The organism is Escherichia sp. E4385 (assembly GCF_963883145.1).
In the GTDB taxonomy this organism is placed as follows: Bacteria; Pseudomonadota; Gammaproteobacteria; order Enterobacterales; family Enterobacteriaceae; genus Escherichia.
Window position 1 is genome coordinate 248,791 of the sequence record NZ_CAWOOJ010000019.1, and the last position, 26,489, is coordinate 275,279.

Consider the following 26,489-nt stretch of genomic DNA (forward strand, 5'->3'; position numbering starts at 1 on the left):
GGATTATTTTCTCAGGCAACTATTTTTTTTCATTAAGCGTCTGGATAACTTTGAGATTGCTCGCCATATGCGTATCAAGAATTTCGGCGGCAGCTTTTGGATCGCGGTTTTTTATTGCCAGATAAATATTCAAGTGTGCATCAATGCTTTCAATAGTGATGCCAAGGGTCCGATTCAACTCTTCAAGATATTGATAATATATGTCTTTTATTGCATGCATGGCTGCAGTAAAAACCGTGTTCTTTGCCGCATTAACAATACCAAGATGGAATTCGTAGTCTGCTTTACTGTACTTTTTATAGTCGTTTTTATTGATTAACATTTGTCCAAGCAGACGTTCGAGAATCGCGATATCTTCATCATCTGCGTGCTGTGCAGCAAGTTCAATGCATTTAAATTCCACGGTTTGCCTGAAAACCAGCATATCACGAAACGCAGCTTCACTAAGATGCATAGCAGGTTTCGCCAGCAAATCATCAATACCATATTTATCTATATTATCAGTTACATATGTCCCTTTACCCTGGTACGTAATCACAGCCCCCATATCACGCAATTTTTGAACTGCACTTCGAACGCTAACTCTGCTTACGCCAAATTGAGCAGCGAGTTGGGCTTCTGAAGGAAGTTTGTAACCCGCTTTCCAGCGACCATCTTGCAGATAGCCTTTCATAGCCTCAAACAAAACAGACACAACATTATGATTTTTAACGGCTTTATTTGAATTCATCTTTCTACAGACTTTATAAAATAAAAATGAGTATAACATGTCCTACAAGTTCAATTTTCTGTTTTTTGTGATTATCAACACATTTTGAAAGCGCTTTTATTGAACAAGTTTTTTAATACTGTATCGTTTTTTACGCAACTTGTCAGACGTCCTACCTTTCAAAAAACTTTCCATGATAAGGGAAACAAAATGCATCATTTATTTGATCTGACAGGTAAAACAGCTCTGATTACAGGCTCCGCCCGCGGTCTGGGATTCGCATATGCAGAAGGATTAGCCAGCGCTGGTGCGCATGTCATTCTAAATGACCTGAATGACGCCGTGTTGCAAGAAGCTGTTGAACAACTCCAGAGCAGAGGCTTGTCTGCACAAGGAATTGCATTCAACGTGGCAGATGAAAAGGCTGTGGAACAAGCATTTCAACAAATAGATGAACAAGATATCGCTATCGATATTCTTATTAATAACGCTGGTATCCAGTACCGTCAGTCGATTGTGGATCTTGCTTTAGCTGACTGGCAAAAAGTTATTGATGTAAATCTCACCAGTGTTTTTCTGGTTTCAAAGGCAGCAGCCTCTCGCATGATAGCTCGCAATACAGGTGGCAAAATTATCAATATTGCCTCTTTAACAAGTGAAGCAGCTCGCCCAACCGTTTCACCTTATACCGCGGCAAAAGGCGGGGTGAAAATGCTTACCCGCTCTATGGCTGCTGAATGGGCAAAATTTAATATTCAGGCAAATGCTATTGGTCCTGGCTATATATTAACGGATATGAATACTGCGCTTATTAATAACGCAGAATTTGATAAATGGGTTAAAAATAGTAATCCAGCAGAACGATGGGGAAAACCAGAGGAGCTAGTAGGAACTGCCATATTCCTGTCCTCTACAGCTTCTGACTATATCAATGGACAAGTTATTTATGTCGATGGTGGTTGGTTGGCAGTATTATAACAATTTATAAGCCAGATTATTAACACCATAAATAAAAAGACAAATACAAATCATATTATTTTATTTAATAAAGGATATTTATATGAAAGCAAAGGAATTTACTTCTGCCGTTCAAAGTCTAAGCTTGGGGATATTATTAGTAAGTTGTAGCTTTTTTTCAACAACCCTTAATGCAGAAGTCAAAGCAGTAAAGCTAGGTCATTCATTTTCAGATGCACATCCAAGAGCCATTGCTATGAAAAAATTTGCGGCAGATGTTGAAAATGCAACTGATGGTGAAATTAAGATTACTGTTTACGGAAATGCTGTTCTCGGATCTGAACAGCAAATGTTGCAAGCAACACGAAGTAATGTTCAGCAACTCTATATGGGCGCCGTTTCTCCGCTTGCAGGTTTTCAGAAACAATTTCAAATATTCGACTTCCCATTTTTATTTTCCTCTAATGACGAAGCTGCAAAAATACTTGATAGTGAATTTGGCGATAAATTATTAACAGATCTTGATAGCATTAACCTGAAAGGACTGACATGGGCAGGTGGCGCTTTTCGTAATGTGGCAAATATAAAACGAGAAGTCACCACGCTTGAAGGTTTTAAAGGCTTAAAAATTCGTGTAATGCCAACACAGGTTGCTATAGACAGTTTTAAAAGCTTAGGTATAAATCCTTCACCTATGGCTTATTCAGAGGTATTTACAGCACTTGAAACTGGCGCTCTTGATGGTCATGAACACCCTTCTGTCGATATTTTACAGAATAAAATGTATGAAGTTGAAAAATATATGACACTGACAGGGCATGTTTATACCCCTGTTGCGTTGATCGTGTCTAAAAAGTGGTTTGATTCGCTGACTGAGAAACAAAGAGAAGTGATCCAGAAAGTTGCCAACAACAATAAAACGTTTCAACGCCAGCAAGAAATTGAACAGGAAAAAGGCGCCATTGACGAACTCAGGAAAAATGGCATGGTAGTCTCCTCCTTACAAGAAGGAGAATTGTCAAAAATCCAGCAAGCCGTTCAACCTGTTATAGAAAAACATAAAAAAACCGTCGGTGAAGATACCATCAAGCATTTTTATGATGTAAAGAAAAAACTCGCTGAATAATACTATCAAGATAGCGGGTAATACTATATCCCCGCTATTCTCAATAAAGGTTTCCATAATGAAAATTTATGAAAAAGCCACAAGGTTTTTCATAGGTAGCCTTGAAGCCATCATGGTGATATGTATCAGCATTATGTTTCTTCTTGTGCTTATCAATGTATTGATGCGTTTTATCTTTAACAGTGGAATAGACATAGCTGAAGAGTTACCTCGATTTTTATTCGTATGGATGATATTTATTGGTGCTGTGGTAGCAATCAAAGATCAGAGCCATATTCGCGTAGACCTTTTCATTAAAAAAATGCCATTATTGGGTCAACAGATTTGCCAATTAGCTTCACAGGTACTTATGTTGGTATGTAGTATAACGCTAATTTACGGTACCTGGATTGAATCTGATATTCTGTCAACGACATATTCACCTGTTTTAGATGTTAATATGTTGCTTATTTTCGGAATTTCATGGCTGACCGGCATTTGTATTTTTATCAGTGCATTGATAAACATTATATCTGTTTTTACAAAAAATTATCTCTTCCGGGCTAAAACGCTTTCTTCCATATCTTCCAGGGAGGGTAAGTAATGGCATTATTAATATTTGCGGGTTCACTTCTGTTATCGATGTTCATCGGCTTACCTATCGCCTTCTCACTAATTATTTGCGCTCTTTCATTAATGTATTTTTTGGATATGACAGATATCCAAATTATTACTCAAAATATGTGGAATGGAGCTAATAACTTCCCGTTACTGGCAGTACCTTTTTTCATGCTGGCGGGAGAGTTTATGAATGCCGGAGGTATGACCAAACGGATTATTGGTATTGCCATGACCTGGGTTGGTCATGTGCGAGGAGGAATGGGATACGTCGCCGTTTTTGCCGCCATTATTATGGCTTCGCTCTCTGGTTCTGCTGCAGCTGATACTGCTGCATTGGCGGCGATTCTCTTACCGATGATGCGTGAAGCTGGGTATAAATTAAATCGGACTGGCGGTTTAATCGGAGCCGGAGGAATAATCGCGCCAGTAATTCCACCATCAGTAGCAATGATTTTGTATGGTGTTACAGGCCAAATTTCCATTACCAAATTGTTTCTTGCGGGTATCGTACCTGGCATAATTATGGGAATGGGATTACTCCTGACCTGGCGACTACTGGCTAAATCAGAAAATGTACAAACAAGTCCGAAGAGCACATTGCGAGACAGGCTGAAAAAGACTCGTGAAGGTTTTTGGGCGTTGTTGCTACCTGTTATTATCGTGGGTGGATTAAGGATTGGTATATTTACCCCAACAGAAGCGGCAGTGATAGCAGCTGCTTATTCATTATTTGTCGGCGTATTTATTTATCGTGGCATTAACTTAGGATCGCTTTATGGATTAATGCTCAATGCCGCTAAGACAACAGCTGTTATTATGTTCCTGGTTGCTGCTGCATCGGTTTCTGCATGGCTTATAGCAGCAGCAGATATTCCAGCACAATTAACGGAGCTGCTGGCGCCGGTTATGCATAGCCAAACTTTGTTAATATTAACATTAATGTTGCTGATATTTATCATCGGTACAGCAATGGATTTAACACCCACTATTTTAGTTATGACACCTGTACTTGTACCTTTGATTAAACAGGCAGGAATAGACCCGGTATATTTCGGTGTTCTTTTTGTAATAAATACGTCCATTGGTTTGATAACACCACCAGTAGGCACAGTATTAAATGTAATTTGTGGTATTGGAAAGATAAGTATGGATGAGCTGGTCAAAGGTATATGGCCGTTCTTACTCACATGCGTGGCAATCCTTATTTTACTGGTGCTCTTCCCGCAATTAGTGCTCTTTCCTTTAGCCCTTATGACCTGAGAAAAGGTTGGGTGTTGTATAAAAACACCCAACCATCGGTTTAATTATTCATCTTCAAGATAGGTATAACCGTATAAACCTGCCTCGAACTCTTCCAGGAACTGTTGTTGCAGTTCAGCATCAAGATCGGTTTTCTTCACTTGATCACGGAACTGAGTTAACAGCGTTTTCGGATCGAGCTGTACATATTGCAGCATGTCCGCCACGGTATCGCCTTCGTCAGACAGTTCCACTTCTACGCTGCCGTCAGGGAAGACGAACACGTCAACCGCTTCGGTATCACCGAACAGGTTGTGCATGTTGCCGAGGATCTCCTGATATGCGCCGACCATAAAGAAACCGAGCATCGGCGGATTCTCCGGATCGTACTCCGGCATTGGCATTGTCGTGGCAATACCGTCACCATCGATATAGTGGTCGATAGCACCGTCAGAGTCACAGGTAATATCCAGCAGCACAGCGCGGCGTTCCGGCACTTGATCCAGCCCTTCCAGCGGCAGTACCGGGAACAACTGGTCGATCCCCCATGCGTCCGGCATCGACTGGAACAGCGAGAAGTTGACGTACATTTTGTCCGCCATACGTTCCTGCAGCTCGTCGATAATCGGACGATGAGCACGGTTTTGCGGATCCAGTTGCTTTTGCACTTCATGGCACATGCTCAAATAAAGCTGCTCAGCCCATGCGCGTTCTTGCAGGCTAAAGGTGCCAGAAGAGTAGCCGATATGAATATCGTGCAGATCCATCTGGCTGTCGTGCAACCATTCACGCAGAGAACGGCGAGTTCCCGGTTCGTGCATTTCCTGCCAGGTTTCCCACATGCTTTGCAGTGCGCGCGGCGCATCTTCTGCGGGCGCGGTCGGCACCGTGTATTCGTTACGTTCCACGCCGATGATATTAGACACCAGCACGGTGTGATGCGCAGTCACCGCACGACCCGATTCGGTGATTACCGTCGGATGCGGCAGACCATTTTCTTCACACGCATCACCAATCGCCCAGATGATATTGTTGGCATATTCATTGAGGCCATAGTTTACGGAGCAGTCAGACTGCGAACGGGTACCTTCATAGTCCACGCCCAGACCACCACCGACGTCAAAGCACTGAATATTGACGCCCAGCTGGTGCAGTTCCACATAGAAACGTGCGGATTCACGAACGCCCGTGGCGATATCGCGAATATTCGCCATCTGCGAACCAAGGTGGAAGTGCAGCAATTGCAGGCTGTCGAGACGCCCGGCTTCACGCAGCGTTTCAACCAATTGCAGTACCTGAGTCGCTGCCAGGCCGAACTTCGATTTTTCCCCGCCGGAAGATTGCCATTTACCCGAGCCCTGTGAGGCCAGACGTGCACGTACGCCCAGACGAGGAACGACATTCAGACGTTCTGCTTCATCCAGCACAAAGGCGATTTCTGACATCTTCTCAATGACCAGATAGACCTTGTGGCCCATCTTCTCGCCAATTAATGCCAGGCGGATATATTCGCGGTCTTTATAACCGTTGCAGACGATGACGCTGCGGGTCATGCCAGCATGCGCCAGAACGGCCATCAACTCTGCTTTCGAGCCTGCTTCCAGCCCCAACGGTTCGCCAGAATGAATCAGGGACTCAATCACGCGGCGATGCTGGTTAACTTTGATCGGATAAACGAGGAAGTAATCGCCGTTATAACCGTAGGATTCACGCGCACGTTTAAACGCGGCGTTTATGGAACGCAAACGGTGCTGCAGGATCTGCGGGAAACAGAACAGTGCAGGCAGACGCTGGCCCTGTGCTTCGCGGGTTTTCACCAACTGCGCGAGATCGACGCGAGCTTCCGGGACGTCCGGGTCCGGGCACACGCTGATGTGGCCCAGCTCGTTAACGTCATAGTAGTTATTGCCCCACCAGGCAATATTGTAAGTACGCAGCATCTTGCTGGCTTCCTGGGAGCTCATTGCAACCTCCTGCATGGAGCGTAGTACACCGTGTTCGCCCGCTGACGAAGGCAAACTCATAGACATGTCGTCAGACATAGCGAACCTCAAATTATTTTATTAAGTGTAAAACAGTTAACCACTATCGCAGCCTGAAACTGCGATAACAACCCATAAGCACATGGATTTTCCAGCAGTGTATGCTGACGCTCCGACTGCGCAACCGGTTTCTTTTTCATAACATTATTAAGCACATAACCGAACGTAAGTGTGACAGTTCGGCGAAACCACGAGAAAACTCTTGTTTTTACAAGAGCGCCCTTGTTCAGTCCTCAGTAACTGTAACCAGCTCTTGAATCCTGAGAAGCGCCGAGATGGGTATAACATCGGCAGGTATGCAAAGCAGAGATGCAGAGTGCGGGGAACGAATCTTCACCAGAACGGTGAGACAGGTTAAGCAGCAGACAACGGTTCATTATTTCGTATCACCTCCACGGTCGCCCGTTAAGACGAACCCACAAGCCAAAACTCTGATTTCAACCCGGCTGGAAGTGGCAACACGAAAGAAACGTCGTGTGCTTTTTATTTAAGCCGCGCGTCGCGTTTTATACCCCACAATGGCAGAAAATTGCAAAAGATAAATACAAAGAATGCCAGCATTGTCAGGAAAAATTTCCAGCCACGTTTTTAACAGAATGAGACACGATTCAAAAAAAAGTGGAAATCGGGTGAAGGATTGACCTAAAATAGCCATCCAGATGTTAATCCATCCATACTGATTAACACTCAGACTGCCAGTGTTTTTAACCTGTCGAGTCGTGGTAGGATCCGCTACCACAGAAAATCCACACAACAGTTTGAGCTAACCAAATTCTCTTTAGGTGATATTAAATATGGCAAAACACCTTTTTACGTCCGAGTCCGTCTCTGAAGGGCATCCTGACAAAATTGCTGACCAAATCTCTGATGCCGTTTTAGACGCGATCCTCGAACAGGATCCGAAAGCACGCGTTGCTTGCGAAACCTACGTAAAAACCGGCATGGTTTTAGTTGGCGGTGAAATCACCACCAGCGCCTGGGTAGACATCGAAGAGATCACCCGTAACACCGTTCGCGAAATTGGCTATGTACATTCCGACATGGGCTTTGACGCTAACTCCTGTGCGGTCCTGAGCGCCATCGGCAAACAATCTCCTGACATCAACCAGGGCGTTGACCGTGCCGATCCGCTGGAACAGGGCGCGGGCGACCAGGGTCTGATGTTTGGCTACGCAACCAACGAAACCGACGTGTTGATGCCAGCACCTATCACCTATGCACACCGTCTGGTACAGCGTCAGGCTGAAGTGCGTAAAAACGGCACTCTGCCGTGGCTGCGCCCGGACGCGAAAAGCCAGGTGACTTTCCAGTATGACGACGGCAAAATTGTTGGCATCGATGCTGTTGTGCTTTCCACTCAGCACTCTGAAGATATCGACCAGAAATCGCTGCAAGAAGCGGTAATGGAAGAGATCATCAAGCCGATTCTGCCGGCTGAATGGCTGACTTCCGCAACCAAATTCTTCATCAACCCGACCGGACGTTTTGTTATCGGCGGCCCGATGGGTGACTGCGGTCTGACTGGTCGTAAAATTATCGTAGATACCTACGGCGGCATGGCACGTCACGGTGGCGGCGCGTTCTCCGGTAAAGATCCATCAAAAGTGGACCGTTCCGCAGCGTACGCAGCACGTTATGTCGCGAAAAACATCGTTGCTGCTGGCCTGGCTGACCGTTGCGAAATTCAGGTTTCCTACGCAATTGGCGTGGCTGAACCGACCTCCATCATGGTGGAAACTTTCGGTACCGAGAAAGTGCCTTCTGAACAGCTGACCCTGCTGGTACGTGAGTTCTTCGACCTGCGTCCATACGGTCTGATTCAGATGCTGGATCTGCTGCACCCGATCTACAAAGAAACCGCAGCATACGGTCACTTTGGTCGCGAACATTTCCCGTGGGAAAAAACCGACAAAGCGCAACTGCTGCGTGAAGCTGCCGGTCTGAAGTAATCTTTCTTCACCTGCTTTCAAAGGCCAGCCTCGCGCTGGCCTTTTCTTTTACCTCACCGCGGTGGATAGGCGTTCACGCCGCATCCGGCATTTGTGTCGGATTCGATGCTGCCGCATCTTATCCGACTTACAGACATCCCGCGCTCGTAGGCTGGATAAGGCGTTCACGCCGCATCCGGCATTGTGTCGGATGCGATGCTGCCGCATCTTATCCGACCTACAGATATCACCGCGCTCGTAGACTGGATTAGCCGTTCACGCCGCATCCGGAAAAAAGCCGCCCGCACAATAACATCATTCTTCCTGAACACGTTTTACCGCAAATTATCATCACCACTGAAACCGATTACACCAACCACACCAGCCAAATATTTGTAATATTTTCATATTATTATTCAGTTTTCACGGTTGTTACATTTTTTTTCAGTAAAGTCTTAATTGCAGATAACTGTGTTTAACCTATGATGATATAACTCAATTATTTTCATACACTTAAATTATAACCATAATAAATGTTAGTGTAAGCGATTACACTGATGTGATTTGCTTCACATCTTTTTACGTCGTACTCACCTATCTTAATTCACAATAAAAAATAACCATATTGGAGGGCATCATGCCTGACGCTAAAAAACAGGGGCGGTCAAACAAGGCAATGACGTTTTTCGTCTGCTTCCTTGCCGCTCTGGCGGGATTACTCTTTGGCCTGGATATCGGTGTAATTGCTGGCGCACTGCCGTTTATTGCAGATGAATTCCAGATTACTTCGCACACGCAAGAATGGGTCGTAAGCTCCATGATGTTCGGTGCGGCAGTCGGTGCGGTGGGTAGCGGCTGGCTCTCCTTTAAACTCGGGCGCAAAAAGAGCCTGATGATCGGCGCAATCCTGTTTGTTGCCGGTTCGCTGTTCTCTGCTGCTGCACCGAACGTTGAAGTGCTGATTCTTTCCCGCGTGCTGCTGGGACTGGCGGTAGGTGTGGCCTCCTATACCGCGCCGCTGTACCTCTCCGAAATTGCGCCAGAGAAAATCCGCGGCAGTATGATCTCGATGTATCAGTTGATGATCACTATCGGGATCCTCGGTGCTTATCTTTCTGATACCGCCTTCAGCTACACCGGCGCATGGCGCTGGATGCTGGGTGTGATTATCATCCCGGCAATTCTGCTACTGATTGGCGTCTTCTTCCTGCCAGACAGCCCACGTTGGTTTGCCGCTAAACGCCGCTTTGTTGATGCCGAACGCGTGCTACTGCGCCTGCGCGACACCAGCGCGGAAGCGAGACGTGAACTGGATGAAATCCGTGAAAGTTTGCAGGTTAAACAGAGCGGTTGGGCGCTGTTTAAAGAGAACAGTAACTTCCGTCGCGCGGTGTTCCTGGGTGTACTGTTGCAGGTGATGCAGCAATTCACCGGGATGAACGTCATCATGTATTACGCGCCAAAGATCTTCGAACTGGCGGGATATACCAACACGACGGAACAAATGTGGGGGACCGTGATTGTTGGCCTGACCAACGTACTTGCCACCTTTATCGCAATCGGTCTTGTTGACCGTTGGGGACGTAAACCAACGTTGACGCTGGGCTTCATGGTGATGGCTGTGGGCATGGGTGTACTGGGTACAATGATGCATATCGGTATTCACTCACCGTCGGCGCAATATTTCGCCATCGCCATGCTGCTGATGTTTATTGTCGGTTTTGCCATGAGCGCGGGTCCGTTGATTTGGGTACTGTGTTCTGAAATCCAGCCGCTGAAAGGCCGCGACTTCGGTATCACCTGCTCCACCGCTACCAACTGGATTGCCAACATGATTGTCGGCGCAACCTTCCTGACCATGCTCAACACGCTGGGCAACGCCAATACCTTCTGGGTTTACGCAGGTCTGAATGTGCTGTTTATCCTGCTGACACTGTGGCTGGTGCCGGAAACCAAACACGTTTCGCTGGAACACATTGAACGTAATCTGATGAAAGGTCGTAAACTGCGCGAAATCGGAGCTCACGATTAATCTCCTCAGGCTTCCTCCCGTCGCGGAGGAAGCCACCTCTTGCAGTCATCTTTTCTTCGCTCTATCCTCTGCCGCTATGAAAACATCCCGTCTCCCTATCGCCATCCAACAGGCTGTTATGCGTCGCCTGCGGGAAAAACTCGCCCAGGCCAACCTGAAGCTGGGGCGTAACTATCCGGAGCCAAAACTCTCTTATACCCAGCGTGGCACATCCGCCGGAACAGCCTGGCTGGAAAGCTATGAAATTCGCCTCAATCCGGTGTTGCTGATGGAAAACAGCGAGGCTTTTATAGAAGAAGTGGTGCCACACGAACTGGCGCATCTGCTGGTGTGGAAGCACTTCGGTCGCGTAGCGCCACATGGCAAAGAGTGGAAGTGGATGATGGAAAGCGTGCTGGGCGTTCCCGCCCGCCGTACGCATCAGTTTGAACTGCAATCCGTGCGCCGTAACACTTTCCCCTACCGTTGCAAATGCCAGGAGCATCAGCTTACCGTACGTCGTCATAACCGCGTGGTACGAGGCGAAGCCGTCTATCGCTGTGTTCACTGCGGCGAACAACTGGTTGCTCAATAACCAGCAGAACTATCAGGAATTTTACTGATCTGGCTGATTGCATACCAAAACAACTTTCGCTACGTTGCTCGCTCGTTTTAACACGGAGTAAGTGATGTACCGTAATTTGTCTGTGGCTGCGGTGGTACTGAGCGCAGCATTATCCGGCACGGCGTTAGCCGAAGGCATCAATAGTTTTTCCCAGGCGAAAACAGCAGCGGTAAAAGTCTACGCTGATGTGCCGGGAACATTTTACTGCGGATGTAAAATCAACTGGCAGGGTAAAAAAGGCATCGTGGATCTGGAGTCGTGCGGGTATCAGGTGCGCAAAAATGAAAACCGCGCCAGCCGCGTAGAGTGGGAACATGTTGTTCCCGCCTGGCAGTTCGGCCACCAGCGTCAGTGCTGGCAGGAAGGCGGTCGTAAAAACTGCGCTAAAGATCCGGTTTATCGCCAAATGGAAAGCGATATGCATAACCTGCAGCCCGCGATAGGTGAAGTGAACGGCGATCGCGGCAACTTTATGTACAGCCAGTGGAATGGCGGCGAGGGCCAGTATGGGCAGTGCGCCATGAAGATTGATTTCAAAGAAAAAGTTGCTGAACCGCCAGCTCATGCCCGTGGTTCCATTGCGCGGATTTACTTCTACATGCGTGACCAGTACAACCTGACACTCTCACGCCAGCAAACGCAGCTGTTTAACGCCTGGAACAAAATGTATCCGGTCACCGACTGGGAGTGTGAGCGTGACGAACGCATCGCGAAGGTGCAAGGCAATCACAACCCGTATGTGCAACGCGCTTGCCAGGCGCGAAAGAGCTAACCTACACTAGCGAAATTCTTTTTGTTAACCCTACCCCACGCGCGCAACCGCGTGGGGAGACGACGCGGATATTTAACCATGCGTATCCCCCGCATTTATCATCCTGAACCACTCACCAGCAATTCGCAGATCGCGCTTTGTGAAGATGCCGCTAACCATATCGGGCGCGTCCTGCGTATGGGGCCAGGTCAGGCATTACAGTTATTTGACGGCAGCAACCAGGTCTTTGACGCAGAAATCACCAGCGCCAGCAAAAAAAGCGTGGAAGTTAAAGTGCTGGAAGGCCAGGTAGACGATCGTGAATCTCCCTTGCATATTCACCTCGGTCAGGTGATGTCGCGCGGAGAAAAAATGGAATTCACTATCCAGAAATCGATAGAACTTGGCGTAAGCCTCATTACGCCACTTTTTTCTGAACGCTGCGGCGTTAAACTGGATAGTGAACGTCTGAACAAGAAGCTCCAGCAGTGGCAGAAAATTGCAATTGCCGCCTGCGAGCAGTGTGGTCGTAATCGGGTACCAGAAATCCGTCCAGCGATGGATCTGGAAGCCTGGTGTGCAGAGCAAGATGAAGGCTTGAAACTCAATCTTCACCCGCGCGCCAGTAACAGCATCAACACGCTGCCGTTACCAGTCGAACGCGTCCGCTTGCTGATTGGCCCGGAAGGCGGTTTGTCGGCAGATGAAATTGCCATGACTGCCCGCTATCAATTTACTGATATCCTGTTGGGACCTCGCGTTCTGCGTACTGAGACAACTGCGCTCACCGCCATTACCGCGCTACAAGTGCGTTTTGGCGATCTGGGCTAACGGAGAAGAATAATGATCAAGCTCGGCATCGTGATGGACCCCATCGCAAGCATCAACATCAAGAAAGATTCCAGTTTCGCTATGTTGCTGGAAGCACAGCGTCGTGGTTACGAACTTCACTATATGGAGATGGCCGATCTCTATTTGATCAATGGTGAGGCTCGCGCTCGTACCCGTACTTTGAGCGTCGAACAGAACTACGATAAATGGTACGAGTTCACGGGTGAGCAGGATCTGCAACTGGCCGATCTCGACGTGATTCTGATGCGTAAAGATCCGCCGTTTGATACCGAGTTTATCTACGCCACCTATATTCTGGAACGCGCCGAAGAGAAAGGAACGCTGATCGTTAACAAGCCGCAGAGCCTGCGCGACTGTAACGAGAAACTGTTTACCGCCTGGTTCTCTGACTTAACGCCAGAAACGCTGGTTACGCGCAATAAAGCGCAGCTAAAAGCGTTCTGGGAGAAACACAGCGACATCATTCTTAAGCCGCTGGACGGTATGGGTGGCGCGTCGATTTTCCGCGTGAAAGAAGGCGATCCGAACCTTGGTGTGATTGCCGAAACCTTGACTGAGCACGGCACTCGCTACTGCATGGCACAAAATTATCTGCCAGCGATTAAAGATGGTGACAAGCGCGTGCTGGTGGTGGATGGCGAACCAGTACCGTACTGTCTGGCGCGTATTCCACAGGGCGGCGAAACCCGTGGCAATCTGGCTGCCGGTGGTCGTGGCGAACCTCGTCCGCTAACGGAAAGCGACTGGAAAATCGCCCGTCAGGTAGGACCAACGCTGAAAGAAAAAGGGCTGATTTTTGTTGGTCTGGATATTATCGGTGACCGCCTGACTGAAATTAACGTCACCAGCCCAACCTGTATTCGTGAGATTGAAGCAGAGTTTCCGGTGTCTATCACCGGAATGTTAATGGATGCTATTGAAGCACGATTACAGCAGCAGTAACCCTGTTTAGCGAGAGGGATCTCGTTGAGACTATGAGTGACAGCGCCATACTTTCCACGCATACTGGGCGCTGTTGCTTTTTTGAACCAGGAAACAGAACCTCTGACAATGAATTTACAGCATCACTTTCTTATTGCCATGCCTGCTCTCCAGGATCCGATTTTCCGTCGTTCCGTGGTCTACATTTGCGAACATAATACCAATGGAGCAATGGGGATCATCATTAACAAGCCACTGGAAAATCTCAAAATTGAAGGGATTCTGGAAAAGCTGAAGATCACGCCGGAGCCGCGTGATGAATCTGTCCGTCTGGACAAACCGGTTATGCTTGGCGGCCCGCTGGCTGAAGATCGCGGGTTTATTTTGCATACCCCTCCATCCAATTTTGCGTCCAGCATTCGCATTTCAGATAACACGGTGATGACCACTTCCCGCGATGTGCTGGAAACACTCGGCACCGATAAACAACCTGCTGACGTGATGGTAGCCCTTGGTTACTCCTCCTGGGATAAAGGCCAACTGGAACAAGAAATTCTCGATAACGCGTGGTTAACCGCCCCGGCAGATCTGAATATTCTGTTCAAAACACCGATAGCCGACCGCTGGCGCGATGCGGCAAGGCTGATTGGTGTTGATATTCTCACCATGTCTGGTGTGGCAGGGCATGCCTGATGAGCGGAACATTACTCGCCTTCGACTTCGGCACCAAAAGCATTGGCGTAGCGGTCGGCCAACGCATTACCGGCACCGCTCGCCCGCTGCCCGCAATTAAAGCACAGGACGGTACGCCGGACTGGAACATCCTCGAGCGTTTACTGAAAGAGTGGCAACCAGACGAAATCATCGTCGGTTTGCCGCTGAATATGGACGGCACCGAGCAACCATTGACTGCCAGAGCGCGTAAATTTGCCAACCGTATTCATGGCCGTTTCGGTGTTGAAGTAAAGCTCCATGACGAGCGTCTTAGCACCGTGGAAGCACGTTCCGGTCTGTTTGAACAGGGCGGCTATCGGGCGCTCAACAAAGGCAAAGTCGACTCTGCCTCTGCGGTTATTATTCTCGAAAGTTATTTCGAGCAAGGATATTAAGGCGATTTAAAAGCCTGGCGGATAGTCGTTACCGTCATCCCGCCATCTTGCCGGATGCGGCGTGAACGCCTTATCCAGCCCACATGTGGCAGCGGTCGTAGGTCTGATAAGACGCATCAGCGTCGCATCAGACGTTCATTGCCGGATGCGGTGTGAATGACTACGTTTGTAGGCCTGATAAGCTTGCGCATCGGGCATGTTTACAATTCGTATCAGGCACAGCAACGTCACAAACGCCCTTCCCCCACCCGCTGTTGATAACTCTGCTGAAACGTTAACATCCCCACCTGCTGCCCGGTTTGAATAACATGCGGTAACTGGTGGGTTTTCCCTTCGCGAATCAAATTCCCCACCGCAGGTGTGTTAATCAGTAATTCAAACAGCGCCACGCGTCCTTCCTGTTTATCCACTTCCAGCTTTTGTGACAACACCGCCCGTAAACTACCTGCCAGTTGATTACGCACGGGATCTTTTTCCTGCGCCGGAAACGAATCCACCAGTCGCTCAACTGCCTGCGCTGCGCCGCGAGTGTGTAATGTCGCCAGCACCAGGTGCCCGGTTTCTGCCGCCGTTAGCGCCAGACGGATTGTCTCGCTGTCACGCAGCTCTCCGAGCAAAATCACATCAGGATCCTCCCGCAATGCGGCCCGCAATCCCGATGCGAACGTCATACAGTGCAAACCAATCTCCCGCTGCTGGATCAAACATCGCTGACTGGTATAGAGATATTCCACAGGATCTTCCAGCGTCAGAATATGCGCATCGGCATGTTGATTGAGATAGCCAACCATTGCCGCCAGCGTGGTGGATTTACCACTCCCCGTCGCCCCCGTCACCAGAATCAGTCCATTCTCGCTCTTGAGTAATTCCGGCAATACCGGTGGTGCGCCAAGCTGTTCGAGCTGCGGGCAGTGCGAAGGTAACAACCGTAACGCCAGAGATATGCCTTGCCGCTGCGCGAACGCACTGCCGCGCAATCGCTGGTTTTCCGCCAGCGACACGGCAAAACCCAGCTGACCATTCTCCAGCAATATTGCCCGCTGATCGTCATCCAGCCACTCCCGCAGTAGCTCTTCGACGTCCGGCGCATCAAACGGCGCAGCTTCCATTCTGCCGCGAATGCGCCATCGTGCGGGCCAGGCGCTGCACAGGTGTAGATCAGAGACGTTATGCTTTACACTAAGGGCCACAATTTCTTCCATATTCATACTAAGATCCTCGGAAAATGAACGATATTGCGCATAACCTGGCACAGGTCCGGGACAAAATCTCAGCGGCTGCAACGCGTTGCGGCCGTTCTCCAGAAGAAATTACGCTGCTTGCAGTCAGTAAAACAAAACCTGCGAGCGCCATCGCAGAAGCCATTGATGCCGGGCAGCGTCAATTTGGTGAAAACTACGTTCAGGAAGGGGTAGATAAAATTCGCCACTTTCAGGAGCTGGGCGTAACAGGATTAGAATGGCATTTTATTGGCCCGTTGCAGTCTAATAAAAGCCGCCTGGTGGCAGAGCATTTCGACTGGTGTCATACCATCGACCGTTTGCGTATCGCCACACGCCTGAACGACCAGCGACCGGCAGAACTTCCCCCTCTTAACGTACTGATTCAAATTAATATTAGTGATGAAAACAGCAAGTCAGGGATTCAACTGGCGGAACTGGACGAGTTGGCAGCTGCGGTCGCTGAACTACCGCGTTTACGTCTACGCGGGCTGATGGCAATCCCGGCGCCTGAGTCAGAATATGTAAGGCAGTTTGAAGTTGCACGCCAAATGGCTGTAGCATTTGCCGGACTGAAAACGCGCTACCCGCATATCGACACGCTCTCTCTGGGAATGTCGGACGATATGGAAGCCGCCATTGCGGCAGGTAGCACGATGGTTCGTATCGGCACTGCCATCTTTGGTGCACGTGATTACTCTAAAAAATAAGGAATCTTAAGAACGCCATGAATACGTTGACTTTCCTGCTTTCAACGGTCATTGAGCTGTATACCATGGTGCTGTTATTACGCATCTGGATGCAGTGGGCTCATTGTGATTTTTATAACCCTTTCTCACAGTTTGTGGTGAAGGTGACACAACCGATTATCGGGCCACTGCGCCGCGTTATTCCGGCAATGGGGCCAATTGATAGCGCCTCGCTGCTGGTTGCCTATATTCTCAGTTTCATCAAAGCCATCGTGCTGTTTAAAGTGGTGACCTTCCTGCCGATCATCTGGATTGCCGGTTTATTGATTCTGCTGAAAACCATCGGCCTGCTGATTTTCTGGGTCCTGCTGGTGATGGCGATTATGAGCTGGGTAAGCCAGGGTCGTAGCCCAATTGAATACGTGCTGATTCAGCTTGCCGATCCGCTGCTGCGTCCGATTCGCCGCCTGCTACCGGCAATGGGTGGGATTGATTTCTCGCCGATGATCCTCGTTCTGCTACTGTATGTCATTAATATGGGTGTCGCAGAAGTGCTGCAGGCGACCGGAAACATGCTGCTGCCGGGGCTGTGGATGGCGTTATGAGTGCCGTAACAGTTAATGATGACGGTCTGGTTTTACGGCTCTATATTCAGCCGAAAGCCAGCCGTGATTCTATTGTCGGTTTACATGGCGACGAGGTAAAAGTCGCCATTACCGCGCCGCCAGTTGACGGTCAGGCCAACAGCCATCTGGTGAAGTTTTTCGGTAAGCAATTCCGGGTTGCCAAAAGCCAGGTGGTGATTGAGAAAGGCGAACTTGGCCGCCACAAACAAATTAAAATCATTAATCCGCAACAAATCCCGCCAGAAATCGCGGCGTTAATTAATTAGGTATCCTATGCAAAAAGTTGTCCTCGCTACCGGCAATGCCGGTAAAGTGCGTGAGCTGGCGTCGCTGCTTAGCGACTTCGGTCTTGATATCGTGGCCCAAACAGACCTCGGCGTAGATTCCGCTGAAGAAACCGGCCTGACATTTATCGAAAACGCGATTCTGAAAGCGCGCCATGCGGCAAAAGTGACCGGTTTACCGGCAATTGCCGACGACTCCGGTCTGGCGGTAGATGCGCTGGGTGGCGCGCCGGGTATTTACTCCGCGCGTTATTCCGGTGAAGACGCGACCGATCAAAAGAATCTGCAAAAACTGCTGGAAACACTGAAAGACGTACCGGACGACCAACGTCAGGCGCGTTTCCACTGCGTGCTGGTATATCTGCGTCACGCGGAAGATCCCACTCCGCTGGTGTGCCACGGCAGCTGGCCGGGCGTGATTACTCGTGAACCAGCGGGTACTGGCGGCTTTGGTTATGATCCAATCTTCTTCGTGCCTTCCGAAGGTAAAACCGCTGCCGAACTGACCCGCGAAGAAAAGAGCGCAATTTCTCACCGTGGTCGGGCATTGAAACTGCTGCTGGACGCTTTACGTAATGGTTAAATTACCACCGCTGAGTCTCTACATTCACATCCCGTGGTGCGTGCAGAAATGCCCGTACTGCGATTTCAACTCTCACGCGTTGAAAGGGGAAGTGCCGCACGACGATTACGTTCAGCATCTGCTTTGCGATCTGGACAATGATGTGGCTTACGCACAGGACCGTGAAGTAAAGACAATCTTTATTGGCGGTGGTACGCCGAGCCTGCTTTCCGGCCCGGCGATGCAAACGCTGCTGGACGGCGTACGTGCGCGTTTGCCGCTGGCAGCGGATGCAGAAATTACTATGGAAGCGAACCCTGGTACGGTTGAAGCCGATCGCTTCGTCGATTATCAGCGTGCTGGCGTGAACCGCATCTCTATTGGCGTACAGAGTTTTAGCGAAGAAAAGCTGAAACGACTTGGACGCATTCATGGCCCACAAGAAGCGAAACGTGCAGCAAAACTGGCAAGCGGACTGGGTCTGCGTAGTTTTAACCTCGATTTGATGCACGGGCTGCCGGATCAATCACTGGAAGAGGCGCTAGGCGATCTGCACCAGGCCATTGAACTGAATCCGCCGCATCTTTCCTGGTATCAACTGACCATTGAACCCAATACGCTGTTTGGCTCGCGCCCTCCCGTACTGCCGGACGATGATGCGTTATGGGATATTTTCGAACAGGGGCATCAGTTGTTAACCGCGGCAGGTTATCAGCAATATGAAACTTCCGCTTACGCTAAGCCCGGTTATCAGTGCCAGCACAATCTCAACTACTGGCGATTTGGCGACTACATCGGTATTGGCTGCGGCGCGCACGGCAAAGTGACCTTCCCGGATGGGCGCATTCTGCGTACCACCAAAACGCGGCATCCGCGCGGTTTTATGCAGGGGCGGTATCTGGAAAGCCAGCGTGATGTCGAAGCCGCAGATAAGCCGTTTGAGTTCTTTATGAATCGCTTCCGTCTGCTGGAGGCCGCGCCGCGCGTGGAGTTTAGCCAGTATACTGGCCTTTCAGAAGAGGTTATTCGCCCTCAGTTAGACGAGGCTATCGCTCAGGGCTATCTCACAGAATGTGCGGATTACTGGCAGATAACGGAACATGGGAAGTTGTTTTTAAATTCGCTGCTGGAGCTTTTTCTGGCTGAGTAAATTTGTATTGCCGGATGCGGCGTGTACGCAACATCCGGCTACAACTCATGCGTCATCGCAACAATTACTTAATCACCCCATTGCGCCGCAATTGTTCGGTATCTTTTTTCCAGCGTTCATTAGCCTGGTTGATATCGTCAATTTTCATCAAAATCGCGACTTTTTTACTGTTTATTTCTGAAATTTTCATCGTTAACGGATATTGCCCTTTTTCGAGCGTTATCCAGTCATCCTGCAATTTACGGCTAAGTTTTTGTGATTGCAGAAAAGTCTGTCGCCGTTGTTCGTTGATATCGAAATCTCGTTTCTGCTGAATCGGCACTTCATAACACTCTTCACTCTGTTTATGACATGCCGCAATCGCCGGTTGATAAACCTCTTTGTCATATTTAACCGCGAACGCCTCGCTATCATTCTGTTTATTAAACTCATCACGCTGTTGGTGAATTTTTTTAAAGGCATCTTCGCGGGTCATTTGCTTGCCGTTTGCATCTTTTCCCCAATAGGCATCTGCTGCTTTCTGCGCCGCCACCATTTGCTTATCAAGCTCTTTTGCATCCTTTTCCAGCGCAGGAATCGAGTTCTTCTGGGTATTCAACGCTGATTCAAGCTGACTAAAGCGATAATTGAAATCTTCGCTATTTACGATCAGATATTTATTATTCGTTTTAATATCGTCGACCACCCGCCCACTATCGCTGGCTGCCGCCTGAAAAGAGTAAAAGTTCACCGTCCAGCCAGACGCGGGCGTTCCTTTACTGGTTAACATCGCCGAGAATTTTACTGGTTTATCTTTCGTCCAGGTCTGTTCCAGCAGTTCATAATCGGTCAACTGACCGACCCAGGTATAGAGATCGTCATTGGAAGAGACATCGCCTTCCGCTGACCAGGTGGCCTGATTACCCTTAGCATCAAGATTTTTTAAGCTGATGGCATCAAGCTTGAGAATGCCGTGATACTGCTTTTTGAATTGATCTTTTAAGATATTTTCAGTTGGCGGTTCGCCATCGGCCCAGCTGTAACCTGACGTCAACACGAACAATGCCGTGCCTACAATCCATTGCTTTTTCACCGGAACACCCTCGCGCGGAATAATTTATTTCAGTGATTATCATCAGGGTAATAATAATTAGCAATGGACGTGAGTCTGAAGTGAATAAGCCCCGGCGCGATACCGGGGCGAAGTGATTAGTACTGATTGAAAATCTGCTGGATTTGCTGCGGATCTTTGGTTTGCGTCAGAGCCAGTTGTAGCAGAACGCGTGCTTTTTGCGGGTTCAGCGTGCCGGAGGCAACGAAACCATATTTCGCATCATCCACTTCGGCATCCTGAGTGGTAGCGCCCGTCGGTACGCGGGAAGAACGCACTACCGCAGTGCCGTTTTTCGCGGCGGTTGCCAGAGTGTCAAACACGGATTTATACAGGTTGCCGTTACCCACACCAGCGCTCACGATGCCATCATAGCCCGCATCTACCAGGGCTTTAGCCGGAAGATCGGATGCGTTAGCGTAGTTATAAACAATGCCGACTTTCGGCAGTTCATTCAGCTTAGAGACATCGAACGGCGTGTCGCTGGTGTGCTTACGTGCCGGGGTACGCTGATAGTCAATCTTACCGTTATGAATGTATCCCAGCGGACCGTAGTTAACAGACTTAAAGGTCGCTACGTCGGTGGTGTTGGTTTTGGTGACATCGCGACCGTCCAGTACGGTGTCGTTCATCACTACCAGCACGCCACGATTGGCGGAGGCTTTATCAGCGGCGGTCACTACCGCGTTATACAGGTTGAATGGACCGTCTGCGCTCATGGAGGTGGATGGGCGCATTGCGCCGACCATCACCACCGGTTTGTCGCATTTCACCGTCAGATCGAGGAAGTAAGCAGTCTCTTCCATCGTGTCGGTACCGTGGGTAATAACGAAGCCGTCAGTCTTATCGCAGTCAGTGTTAATTTTTTTCGCCAGTGTCAGCCAGACATTATCGTTCATGTCCTGGGAGCCGATATTAACGACCTGCTCGCCTTTAACGTTCGCAATGTCCTTCAGTTGCGGCACCGCATTGACCAGATTTTCTACGCCAACTTTACCCGCTGTGTAGTTAGATTTGGTTGCGGAGTCACCACCACCGGCAATCGTCCCGCCAGTCGCTAAAATGGTGATATTGGGTAATGCCAATGCTGCACCACTAAAACCCATAACCAGTGCGGCAAGTGCCGTCTTTTTGAAAAACTCCATTTCATTCCTCCAGTTACGTGAACGCTACGTATTATCCCTTAGCTTTGTATAGGAAATTTGACGTTAAACAATTTACTTTGTGAATAGATTTTGGAGATCTATAAAGTTAGAGGCAGGTAACAAAATGAAGAATTAAACGGCATAAAAAAGCATTATGCCGTCTTAAACTAGAGGATTATTTCAAATTTCCGACCAGGGCTTTACGGCTGTCTTCCAGAGTCACAACACGGCTACAAACATCTTTGCCAAATTGCTGGAAATCTTTTTCCTGTTTTTTCCACTCGGTCTGGATTGAGGATTGCAGTCCCCCCAGGCTTCCCAGCACATTCTGTAACGGGTTGCCGCCGCTTTTCAGCACCGCTTTCGCGCCCATTTCGTTAATGCTGTCCTGCAAAATTCCGCCCATCGCCTGATTCACTAACTGCTGACCTTCGGCGCGAACCTGATCAATGGCTTTATAGTGAAACGTCAGGCCATCGCTGCGCGTTTCGATAATGCGATTCATCTGCTCTTTCAGCTGCGCATCAAGTTTGGTCAGACGGCTGCGCATTTTGCTGCTTTCGCCCATCTCCTGAACGATAATTTTATCCAGCGCAACGCGTGCTTTCTCTACGCGGCTTTTCGCACCTTCATCAATCCACGGCAGCGTGCTGCGCAGTTCGGCCTGATAATCCTTCGCCTGCTCGCGCTGGGCGGCGTTCAGTGAATATTGCTTGCCGTTGTACATCACATTGCCGTCTGGCGTGATCACCAGATTGCCGTTTTCGCCCTTCACCTGCACGGTTTGCGGGCTGACAATCACATCGTCACGCGGCGTGACGCTGCACTGGTAGTCGGCGTGAGCGGTCATTGCCGTCACTGAAAGTGCTGCCGCCAGCAGCATTTTGCGCATCATAGTCTTCCCTCAAGAACAAATCAGGCCAGCATTTGCTGGCCCCAGATTGATAACAAAGTACACGTTGTCCATGCCGGATGCGGCGTAAATGCTTTATCCGGCCTACTCGATCGTGCATCTTTGTAGGCCTGATAAGCGTAGCGCATCAGGCTGTTTTGCATTTGTCATCGCCCGTATGCTTTATTAGTCCCACCAAACGTCGAAAAGTTCGCTGGTGCGTACCTCATCCAGTTTGCGCTCTTCCAGCCACTTACGCACAATCGCCTGATGTTCTTCGGTGCATTTGCCGATTTCCTGCATGCAGATCAGACCTTCCCAGGCCAGATAACCGCTGCCGTCAAAGGCCAGTTTGTTCGGTTCGATAACCTCGTTAATAAAGTCATCAACGGTTTTATCAATCTGCTCTTCCGATGTACCTTCCGGGAATCGCCATGCCACCGAAAATCCTAATTCCTGGAATTCGTCGATGTGCATTTTTTTACGCAGACGACGGCTACGGTTCTTTGCCATTATTTCACCCTCTCGAACATTAAGTCCCATACTCCGTGACCAAGACGATGACCACGTTGTTCAAATTTCGTCACCGGACGTGATGCCGGACGCGGTACGTAATCATTGCTCTCTGACAGGTTTTTATAACCGTCAATGGAAGACATCACTTCGAGCATATGTTCCGCATAAGGTTCCCAGTCGGTCGCCATATGGAATACGCCACCCAGCTGCAGTTTGCTTTTTACCAGTTCGGCAAACGGCACCTGAACGATACGGCGTTTATTATGGCGCGCTTTGTGCCACGGGTCAGGGAAAAAGAGCTGCACCATGCGCAATGAATTGTCAGGAATCATTTTATGCAGTACTTCAACTGCGTCATGGCACATCACGCGCAGGTTGCTTAAGCCCTCTTCATGCGCAGAAGCCAGGCAAGCCCCAACGCCCGGTGAATGCACTTCAATGCCGAGGAAGTCCTGCTCCGGGCGATCTTTGGCCATTGCCACCAGCGACGCGCCCATGCCAAAACCAATCTCAAGCGTCACTGGCGCTTCACGGCCAAAAAGCGCAGGGAAATCCAGCATATCTTCGCTGAACTCAACGCCCATCACCGGCCAGTAGTTTTCCAGCGCATGTTCCTGGCCTTTGGTCAGTCGCCCCTGGCGGCGCACAAAACTACGGATACGGCGCAGTGGGCGGCCGTTTTCATCAAATTCCGGTGAGATGACGTCGTTTTTCATAAAGATTTAGTCGCTTGTGAAAGTGTTCTGAAAACGGGCATTATCCAAAGTTAGTTGCCGGATGCAAGCATGATAAGGCCGTAGCTGCGGAAAGTTCCGGTTTACACCCCGCCGCGGCTGTGCTGCAATCTTGCCCCCAATAACAGTGAATTCGGTGACCATGCAAGCGTCGCAATTTTCAGCCCAGGTTCTGGACTGGTACGATAAATACGGGCGGAAAACGCTGCCCTGGCAAATTGACAAGACGCCCTACAAAGTATGGCTCTCAGAAGTGATGTTGCAACAAACTCAGGTTGCGACCGTTATCCCCTATTTTGAACGCTTTATGGCGCGCTTCCCGACGGTGACCGATCTCGCCAATGCGCCGCTCGACGAAGTTCTCCACTTGTGGACCGGGCTTGGCTATTACGCCCGCGCGCGCAATCTGCATAAAGCGGCACAACAAGTTGCCACCTTACACGGCGGTAATTTCCCGGAAACCTTTGAAGAAGTCGCGGCGTTACCGGGCGTCGGGCGTTCCACCGCAGGCGCGATTCTCTCGCTTTCTCTGGGTAAGCACTTTCCGATTCTCGACGGTAACGTCAAACGCGTGCTGGCGCGCTGCTATGCTGTAAGCGGCTGGCCAGGGAAAAAAGAGGTCGAGAATAAACTATGGAGTTTGAGCGAGCAGGTGACGCCTGCCGTCGGCGTGGAGCGGTTTAATCAGGCGATGATGGATTTAGGTGCGATGATTTGTACGCGTTCGAAGCCGAAATGCTCGCTCTGCCCGCTGCAAAACGGTTGTATTGCCGCCGCCAATAATAGCTGCTCGCTTTATCCGGGCAAAAAGCCGAAACAGACGCTGCCGGAGCGCACCGGCTACTTTCTGCTGTTACAGCACGAAGATGAAGTATTGCTGGCGCAGCGTCCGCCGAGTGGATTGTGGGGCGGTTTATACTGTTTCCCACAGTTTGCCGACGAAGAAAGTTTGCGGCAATGGCTGGCACAACGGCAGATTGCTGCCGATAACCTGACGCAACTGACCGCGTTTCGGCATACCTTCAGCCATTTCCACTTAGATATTGTGCCTATGTGGCTTCCCGTGTCGTCATTCACCGACTGCATGGATGAAGGCAATGCGCTCTGGTATAACTTAGCGCAACCGCCGTCAGTTGGCCTGGCGGTTCCCGTGGAGCGTTTGTTACAGCAGTTACGCACTGGCGCGCCGGTTTAGCGCGTGAGTCGATAAAGAGGATGATTTATGAGCAGAACGATTTTTTGTACTTTCCTGCAGCGTGAAGCAGAAGGTCAGGATTTTCAGCTGTACCCCGGCGAACTGGGAAAACGCATCTATAACGAGATCTCCAAAGAAGCCTGGGCGCAGTGGCAGCACAAACAAACCATGCTGATTAATGAAAAGAAACTCAACATGATGAATGCCGAGCACCGCAAGCTGCTGGAGCAGGAGATGGTTAACTTCCTGTTCGAAGGTAAAGAGGTGCATATCGAGGGCTATACGCCGGAAGATAAAAAATAAAAACAGTGCCGGAGCACGCCTCCGGCAACTTGCATAAAAACAAACACAACACGCACCCGGAATGATGAAAAAATATCTCGCGCTGGCTTTGATTGCGCCGTTGCTCATCTCCTGTTCGACGACCAAAAAAGGCGATACCTATAATGAAGCCTGGGTCAAAGATACCAACGGTTTTGATATTCTGATGGGGCAATTTGCCCACAATATTGAGAACATTTGGGGATTCAAAGAGGTGGTGATCGCCGGTCCTAAGGACTACGTGAAATACACCGATCAATATCAGACCCGCAGCCACATCAACTTTGATGACGGCACGATTACTATCGAAACCATCGCCGGGACAGAACCTGCCGCGCATTTGCGCCGGGCAATAATCAAAACATTATTGATGGGCGACGATCCGAGTTCGGTCGATCTCTATTCCGACGTTGATGATATTACGATTTCGAAAGAACCTTTCCTTTACGGTCAGGTGGTGGATAACACCGGGCAGCCGATTCGCTGGGAAGGCCGTGCGAGTAACTTCGCGGATTATCTGCTGAAAAACCGCCTCAAAAGCCGCAGCAACGGGCTGCGAATCATCTACAGCGTCACCATTAACATGGTGCCGAACCACCTTGATAAACGTGCGCACAAATATCTCGGCATGGTCCGCCAGGCATCACGGAAATATGGCGTTGATGAGTCGCTGATTCTGGCGATTATGCAGACCGAATCTTCCTTTAACCCGTATGCGGTCAGCCGTTCCGATGCGCTGGGATTAATGCAGGTGGTACAACATACTGCCGGGAAAGATGTGTTCCGCTCACAGGGGAAATCCGGCACGCCGAGCCGCAGTTTCTTGTTTGATCCTGCCAGCAATATTGATACCGGCACCGCGTATCTGGCGATGCTGAATAATGTTTATCTCGGCGGAATTGATAACCCAACGTCGCGGCGTTATGCCGTCATCACCGCCTATAACGGTGGTGCAGGCAGCGTATTACGCGTCTTCTCGAACGATAAAATTCAGGCTGCCGCTATTATAAATACTATGACGCCGGGCGATGTTTATCAGACGCTGACAACCCGCCATCCGTCTGCGGAATCTCGTCGCTATCTTTATAAAGTGAACATGGCCCAGAAATCTTACCGCCGCCGATAATTTCATCTTTGCCTCTGACAATACTCCGAGACAAAGTGTTATACGCATCACAATTTTGCCTTGCAAATT

Annotated in this window: 31 protein-coding genes; 20 read left to right on the top strand and 11 right to left on the bottom strand. The window is 49.4% G+C overall.

Annotated elements, in window-relative coordinates:
* Positions 1-19 precede the first annotated feature (19 nt).
* On the bottom strand, positions 20-730 hold the full coding sequence (locus AACS80_RS20060) for a FadR/GntR family transcriptional regulator (protein WP_130259420.1): 711 nt from the start codon (positions 728-730) through the stop codon (positions 20-22).
* Positions 731-919: 189 nt separating this feature from the next.
* Between AACS80_RS20060 and AACS80_RS20065 the strand changes: the two genes are divergently transcribed.
* The 4 genes from AACS80_RS20065 to AACS80_RS20080 all read left to right on the top strand — a co-directional run bounded on the left by AACS80_RS20065 (position 920) and on the right by AACS80_RS20080 (position 4,652).
* The gene (locus AACS80_RS20065) at positions 920-1,687 is read left to right on the top strand and encodes an SDR family oxidoreductase (protein WP_130259421.1); all 768 of its coding nucleotides are present in this window, start codon (positions 920-922) and stop codon (positions 1,685-1,687) included.
* An 82-nt stretch (positions 1,688-1,769) separates the two neighbouring features.
* Positions 1,770-2,792 carry a DctP family TRAP transporter solute-binding subunit gene (locus tag AACS80_RS20070; protein ID WP_130259422.1) on the top strand — a complete coding sequence of 341 codons (1,023 nt, stop codon included), beginning with the start codon at positions 1,770-1,772 and terminating at the stop codon, positions 2,790-2,792.
* Between the two features lie 58 nt (positions 2,793-2,850).
* Positions 2,851-3,375 (top strand): TRAP transporter small permease, encoded by a 525-nt coding sequence (locus AACS80_RS20075; protein WP_135492981.1) that lies wholly within the window; start codon positions 2,851-2,853, stop codon positions 3,373-3,375.
* Positions 3,375-4,652 carry a TRAP transporter large permease subunit gene (locus AACS80_RS20080; RefSeq protein ID WP_135410373.1) on the top strand — a complete coding sequence of 426 codons (1,278 nt, stop codon included), beginning with the start codon at positions 3,375-3,377 and terminating at the stop codon, positions 4,650-4,652. The genes AACS80_RS20075 and AACS80_RS20080 overlap by 1 nt, the downstream gene beginning before the upstream one ends.
* A gap of 44 nt (positions 4,653-4,696) precedes the next feature.
* On the opposite strand, the gene speA is transcribed toward AACS80_RS20080, so the two are convergent.
* The 4 genes from speA to AACS80_RS20100 all read right to left on the bottom strand — a co-directional run bounded on the left by speA (position 4,697) and on the right by AACS80_RS20100 (position 7,412).
* Entirely contained in the window at positions 4,697-6,673 is a 1,977-nt protein-coding gene (gene speA / locus AACS80_RS20085; RefSeq protein ID WP_135410374.1) for a biosynthetic arginine decarboxylase, read from the bottom strand.
* Positions 6,674-6,681: 8 nt separating this feature from the next.
* A complete protein-coding gene (yqgB, locus tag AACS80_RS20090) occupies positions 6,682-6,813 on the bottom strand; it encodes an acid stress response protein YqgB (protein WP_001338822.1) in 132 nt (43 codons plus the stop codon).
* Positions 6,814-6,906: 93 nt separating this feature from the next.
* Positions 6,907-7,050, bottom strand: a complete 144-nt coding sequence (gene yqgG, locus AACS80_RS20095) for a protein YqgG (protein WP_001297404.1) — start codon at positions 7,048-7,050, stop codon at positions 6,907-6,909.
* 110 nt (positions 7,051-7,160) lie between these two features.
* Complete coding sequence (locus AACS80_RS20100) at positions 7,161-7,412, bottom strand: hypothetical protein (protein ID WP_130207893.1); 252 nt, start codon at positions 7,410-7,412, stop codon at positions 7,161-7,163.
* A gap of 55 nt (positions 7,413-7,467) precedes the next feature.
* On the opposite strand from AACS80_RS20100, the gene metK reads away from it, so the two are divergent.
* The 8 genes from metK to ruvX all read left to right on the top strand — a co-directional run bounded on the left by metK (position 7,468) and on the right by ruvX (position 14,870).
* On the top strand, positions 7,468-8,622 hold the full coding sequence (gene metK, locus AACS80_RS20105) for a methionine adenosyltransferase (RefSeq protein ID WP_130207895.1): 1,155 nt from the start codon (positions 7,468-7,470) through the stop codon (positions 8,620-8,622).
* 616 nt (positions 8,623-9,238) lie between these two features.
* Positions 9,239-10,633 carry a galactose/proton symporter gene (galP, locus tag AACS80_RS20110; RefSeq protein ID WP_135410375.1) on the top strand — a complete coding sequence of 465 codons (1,395 nt, stop codon included), beginning with the start codon at positions 9,239-9,241 and terminating at the stop codon, positions 10,631-10,633.
* A gap of 76 nt (positions 10,634-10,709) precedes the next feature.
* Positions 10,710-11,207, top strand: a complete 498-nt coding sequence (locus tag AACS80_RS20115) for a SprT family zinc-dependent metalloprotease (protein WP_130207901.1) — start codon at positions 10,710-10,712, stop codon at positions 11,205-11,207.
* A 94-nt stretch (positions 11,208-11,301) separates the two neighbouring features.
* Entirely contained in the window at positions 11,302-12,009 is a 708-nt protein-coding gene (endA, locus tag AACS80_RS20120; RefSeq protein WP_130207903.1) for a deoxyribonuclease I, read from the top strand.
* 78 nt (positions 12,010-12,087) lie between these two features.
* On the top strand, positions 12,088-12,819 hold the full coding sequence (gene rsmE, locus AACS80_RS20125; protein WP_130207905.1) for a 16S rRNA (uracil(1498)-N(3))-methyltransferase: 732 nt from the start codon (positions 12,088-12,090) through the stop codon (positions 12,817-12,819).
* A gap of 12 nt (positions 12,820-12,831) precedes the next feature.
* A complete protein-coding gene (gene gshB / locus AACS80_RS20130; protein ID WP_130207907.1) occupies positions 12,832-13,782 on the top strand; it encodes a glutathione synthase in 951 nt (316 codons plus the stop codon).
* A 108-nt stretch (positions 13,783-13,890) separates the two neighbouring features.
* Positions 13,891-14,454, top strand: coding sequence for a YqgE/AlgH family protein (locus AACS80_RS20135; RefSeq protein WP_135410376.1), 564 nt, complete (start codon positions 13,891-13,893; stop codon positions 14,452-14,454).
* Positions 14,454-14,870 (top strand): Holliday junction resolvase RuvX, encoded by a 417-nt coding sequence (ruvX, locus tag AACS80_RS20140; protein ID WP_130221432.1) that lies wholly within the window; start codon positions 14,454-14,456, stop codon positions 14,868-14,870. The genes AACS80_RS20135 and ruvX overlap by 1 nt, the downstream gene beginning before the upstream one ends.
* Positions 14,871-15,097: 227 nt before the next feature.
* Here the strand turns inward: ruvX and AACS80_RS20145 are convergent, their stop codons facing one another.
* Complete coding sequence (locus AACS80_RS20145; protein ID WP_135410377.1) at positions 15,098-16,078, bottom strand: PilT/PilU family type 4a pilus ATPase; 981 nt, start codon at positions 16,076-16,078, stop codon at positions 15,098-15,100.
* Between the two features lie 17 nt (positions 16,079-16,095).
* On the opposite strand from AACS80_RS20145, the gene yggS reads away from it, so the two are divergent.
* From yggS to hemW, 5 genes are read left to right on the top strand one after another with little or no spacing between them, the layout of a single operon-like run.
* On the top strand, positions 16,096-16,800 hold the full coding sequence (yggS, locus tag AACS80_RS20150; RefSeq protein ID WP_000997795.1) for a pyridoxal phosphate homeostasis protein: 705 nt from the start codon (positions 16,096-16,098) through the stop codon (positions 16,798-16,800).
* A 17-nt stretch (positions 16,801-16,817) separates the two neighbouring features.
* Positions 16,818-17,384: an osmotic shock tolerance protein YggT gene (yggT, locus tag AACS80_RS20155; RefSeq protein WP_001094831.1), complete on the top strand. Its 567-nt coding sequence runs from the start codon at positions 16,818-16,820 to the stop codon at positions 17,382-17,384.
* On the top strand, positions 17,381-17,671 hold the full coding sequence (yggU, locus tag AACS80_RS20160; protein WP_135410378.1) for a DUF167 family protein YggU: 291 nt from the start codon (positions 17,381-17,383) through the stop codon (positions 17,669-17,671). Before yggT ends, yggU begins: the two co-directional genes overlap by 4 nt.
* Positions 17,672-17,678: 7 nt before the next feature.
* The gene (locus AACS80_RS20165) at positions 17,679-18,272 is read left to right on the top strand and encodes an XTP/dITP diphosphatase (protein WP_130207915.1); all 594 of its coding nucleotides are present in this window, start codon (positions 17,679-17,681) and stop codon (positions 18,270-18,272) included.
* On the top strand, positions 18,265-19,401 hold the full coding sequence (hemW, locus tag AACS80_RS20170; RefSeq protein WP_135410379.1) for a radical SAM family heme chaperone HemW: 1,137 nt from the start codon (positions 18,265-18,267) through the stop codon (positions 19,399-19,401). Before AACS80_RS20165 ends, hemW begins: the two co-directional genes overlap by 8 nt.
* 64 nt (positions 19,402-19,465) lie before the next feature.
* Here hemW and AACS80_RS20175 read toward each other — a convergent pair whose 3' ends face one another.
* The 5 genes from AACS80_RS20175 to trmB all read right to left on the bottom strand — a co-directional run bounded on the left by AACS80_RS20175 (position 19,466) and on the right by trmB (position 23,760).
* Positions 19,466-20,473, bottom strand: coding sequence for a DUF1202 family protein (locus tag AACS80_RS20175; protein ID WP_138183942.1), 1,008 nt, complete (start codon positions 20,471-20,473; stop codon positions 19,466-19,468).
* 116 nt (positions 20,474-20,589) lie between these two features.
* Positions 20,590-21,636, bottom strand: a complete 1,047-nt coding sequence (ansB, locus tag AACS80_RS20180) for an L-asparaginase 2 (RefSeq protein ID WP_000394125.1) — start codon at positions 21,634-21,636, stop codon at positions 20,590-20,592.
* Between the two features lie 175 nt (positions 21,637-21,811).
* Positions 21,812-22,531 (bottom strand): YggN family protein, encoded by a 720-nt coding sequence (locus tag AACS80_RS20185; protein WP_000984799.1) that lies wholly within the window; start codon positions 22,529-22,531, stop codon positions 21,812-21,814.
* 183 nt (positions 22,532-22,714) lie between these two features.
* On the bottom strand, positions 22,715-23,041 hold the full coding sequence (locus tag AACS80_RS20190; protein ID WP_001107564.1) for a YggL family protein: 327 nt from the start codon (positions 23,039-23,041) through the stop codon (positions 22,715-22,717).
* Positions 23,041-23,760: a tRNA (guanosine(46)-N7)-methyltransferase TrmB gene (trmB, locus tag AACS80_RS20195; protein ID WP_000786911.1), complete on the bottom strand. Its 720-nt coding sequence runs from the start codon at positions 23,758-23,760 to the stop codon at positions 23,041-23,043. Before trmB ends, AACS80_RS20190 begins: the two co-directional genes overlap by 1 nt.
* Positions 23,761-23,920: 160 nt before the next feature.
* Here trmB and mutY point away from each other — a divergent pair, with 160 nt between their 5' ends.
* The 3 genes from mutY (at position 23,921) to mltC (ending at position 26,420) form a co-directional block, all read left to right on the top strand.
* Positions 23,921-24,973, top strand: coding sequence for an A/G-specific adenine glycosylase (mutY, locus tag AACS80_RS20200; protein ID WP_135410380.1), 1,053 nt, complete (start codon positions 23,921-23,923; stop codon positions 24,971-24,973).
* A 27-nt stretch (positions 24,974-25,000) separates the two neighbouring features.
* Positions 25,001-25,276: an oxidative damage protection protein gene (locus AACS80_RS20205; protein WP_000091700.1), complete on the top strand. Its 276-nt coding sequence runs from the start codon at positions 25,001-25,003 to the stop codon at positions 25,274-25,276.
* A gap of 64 nt (positions 25,277-25,340) precedes the next feature.
* Entirely contained in the window at positions 25,341-26,420 is a 1,080-nt protein-coding gene (gene mltC / locus AACS80_RS20210; protein WP_130208053.1) for a membrane-bound lytic murein transglycosylase MltC, read from the top strand.
* The last annotated feature ends 69 nt before the right edge of the window (positions 26,421-26,489 follow it).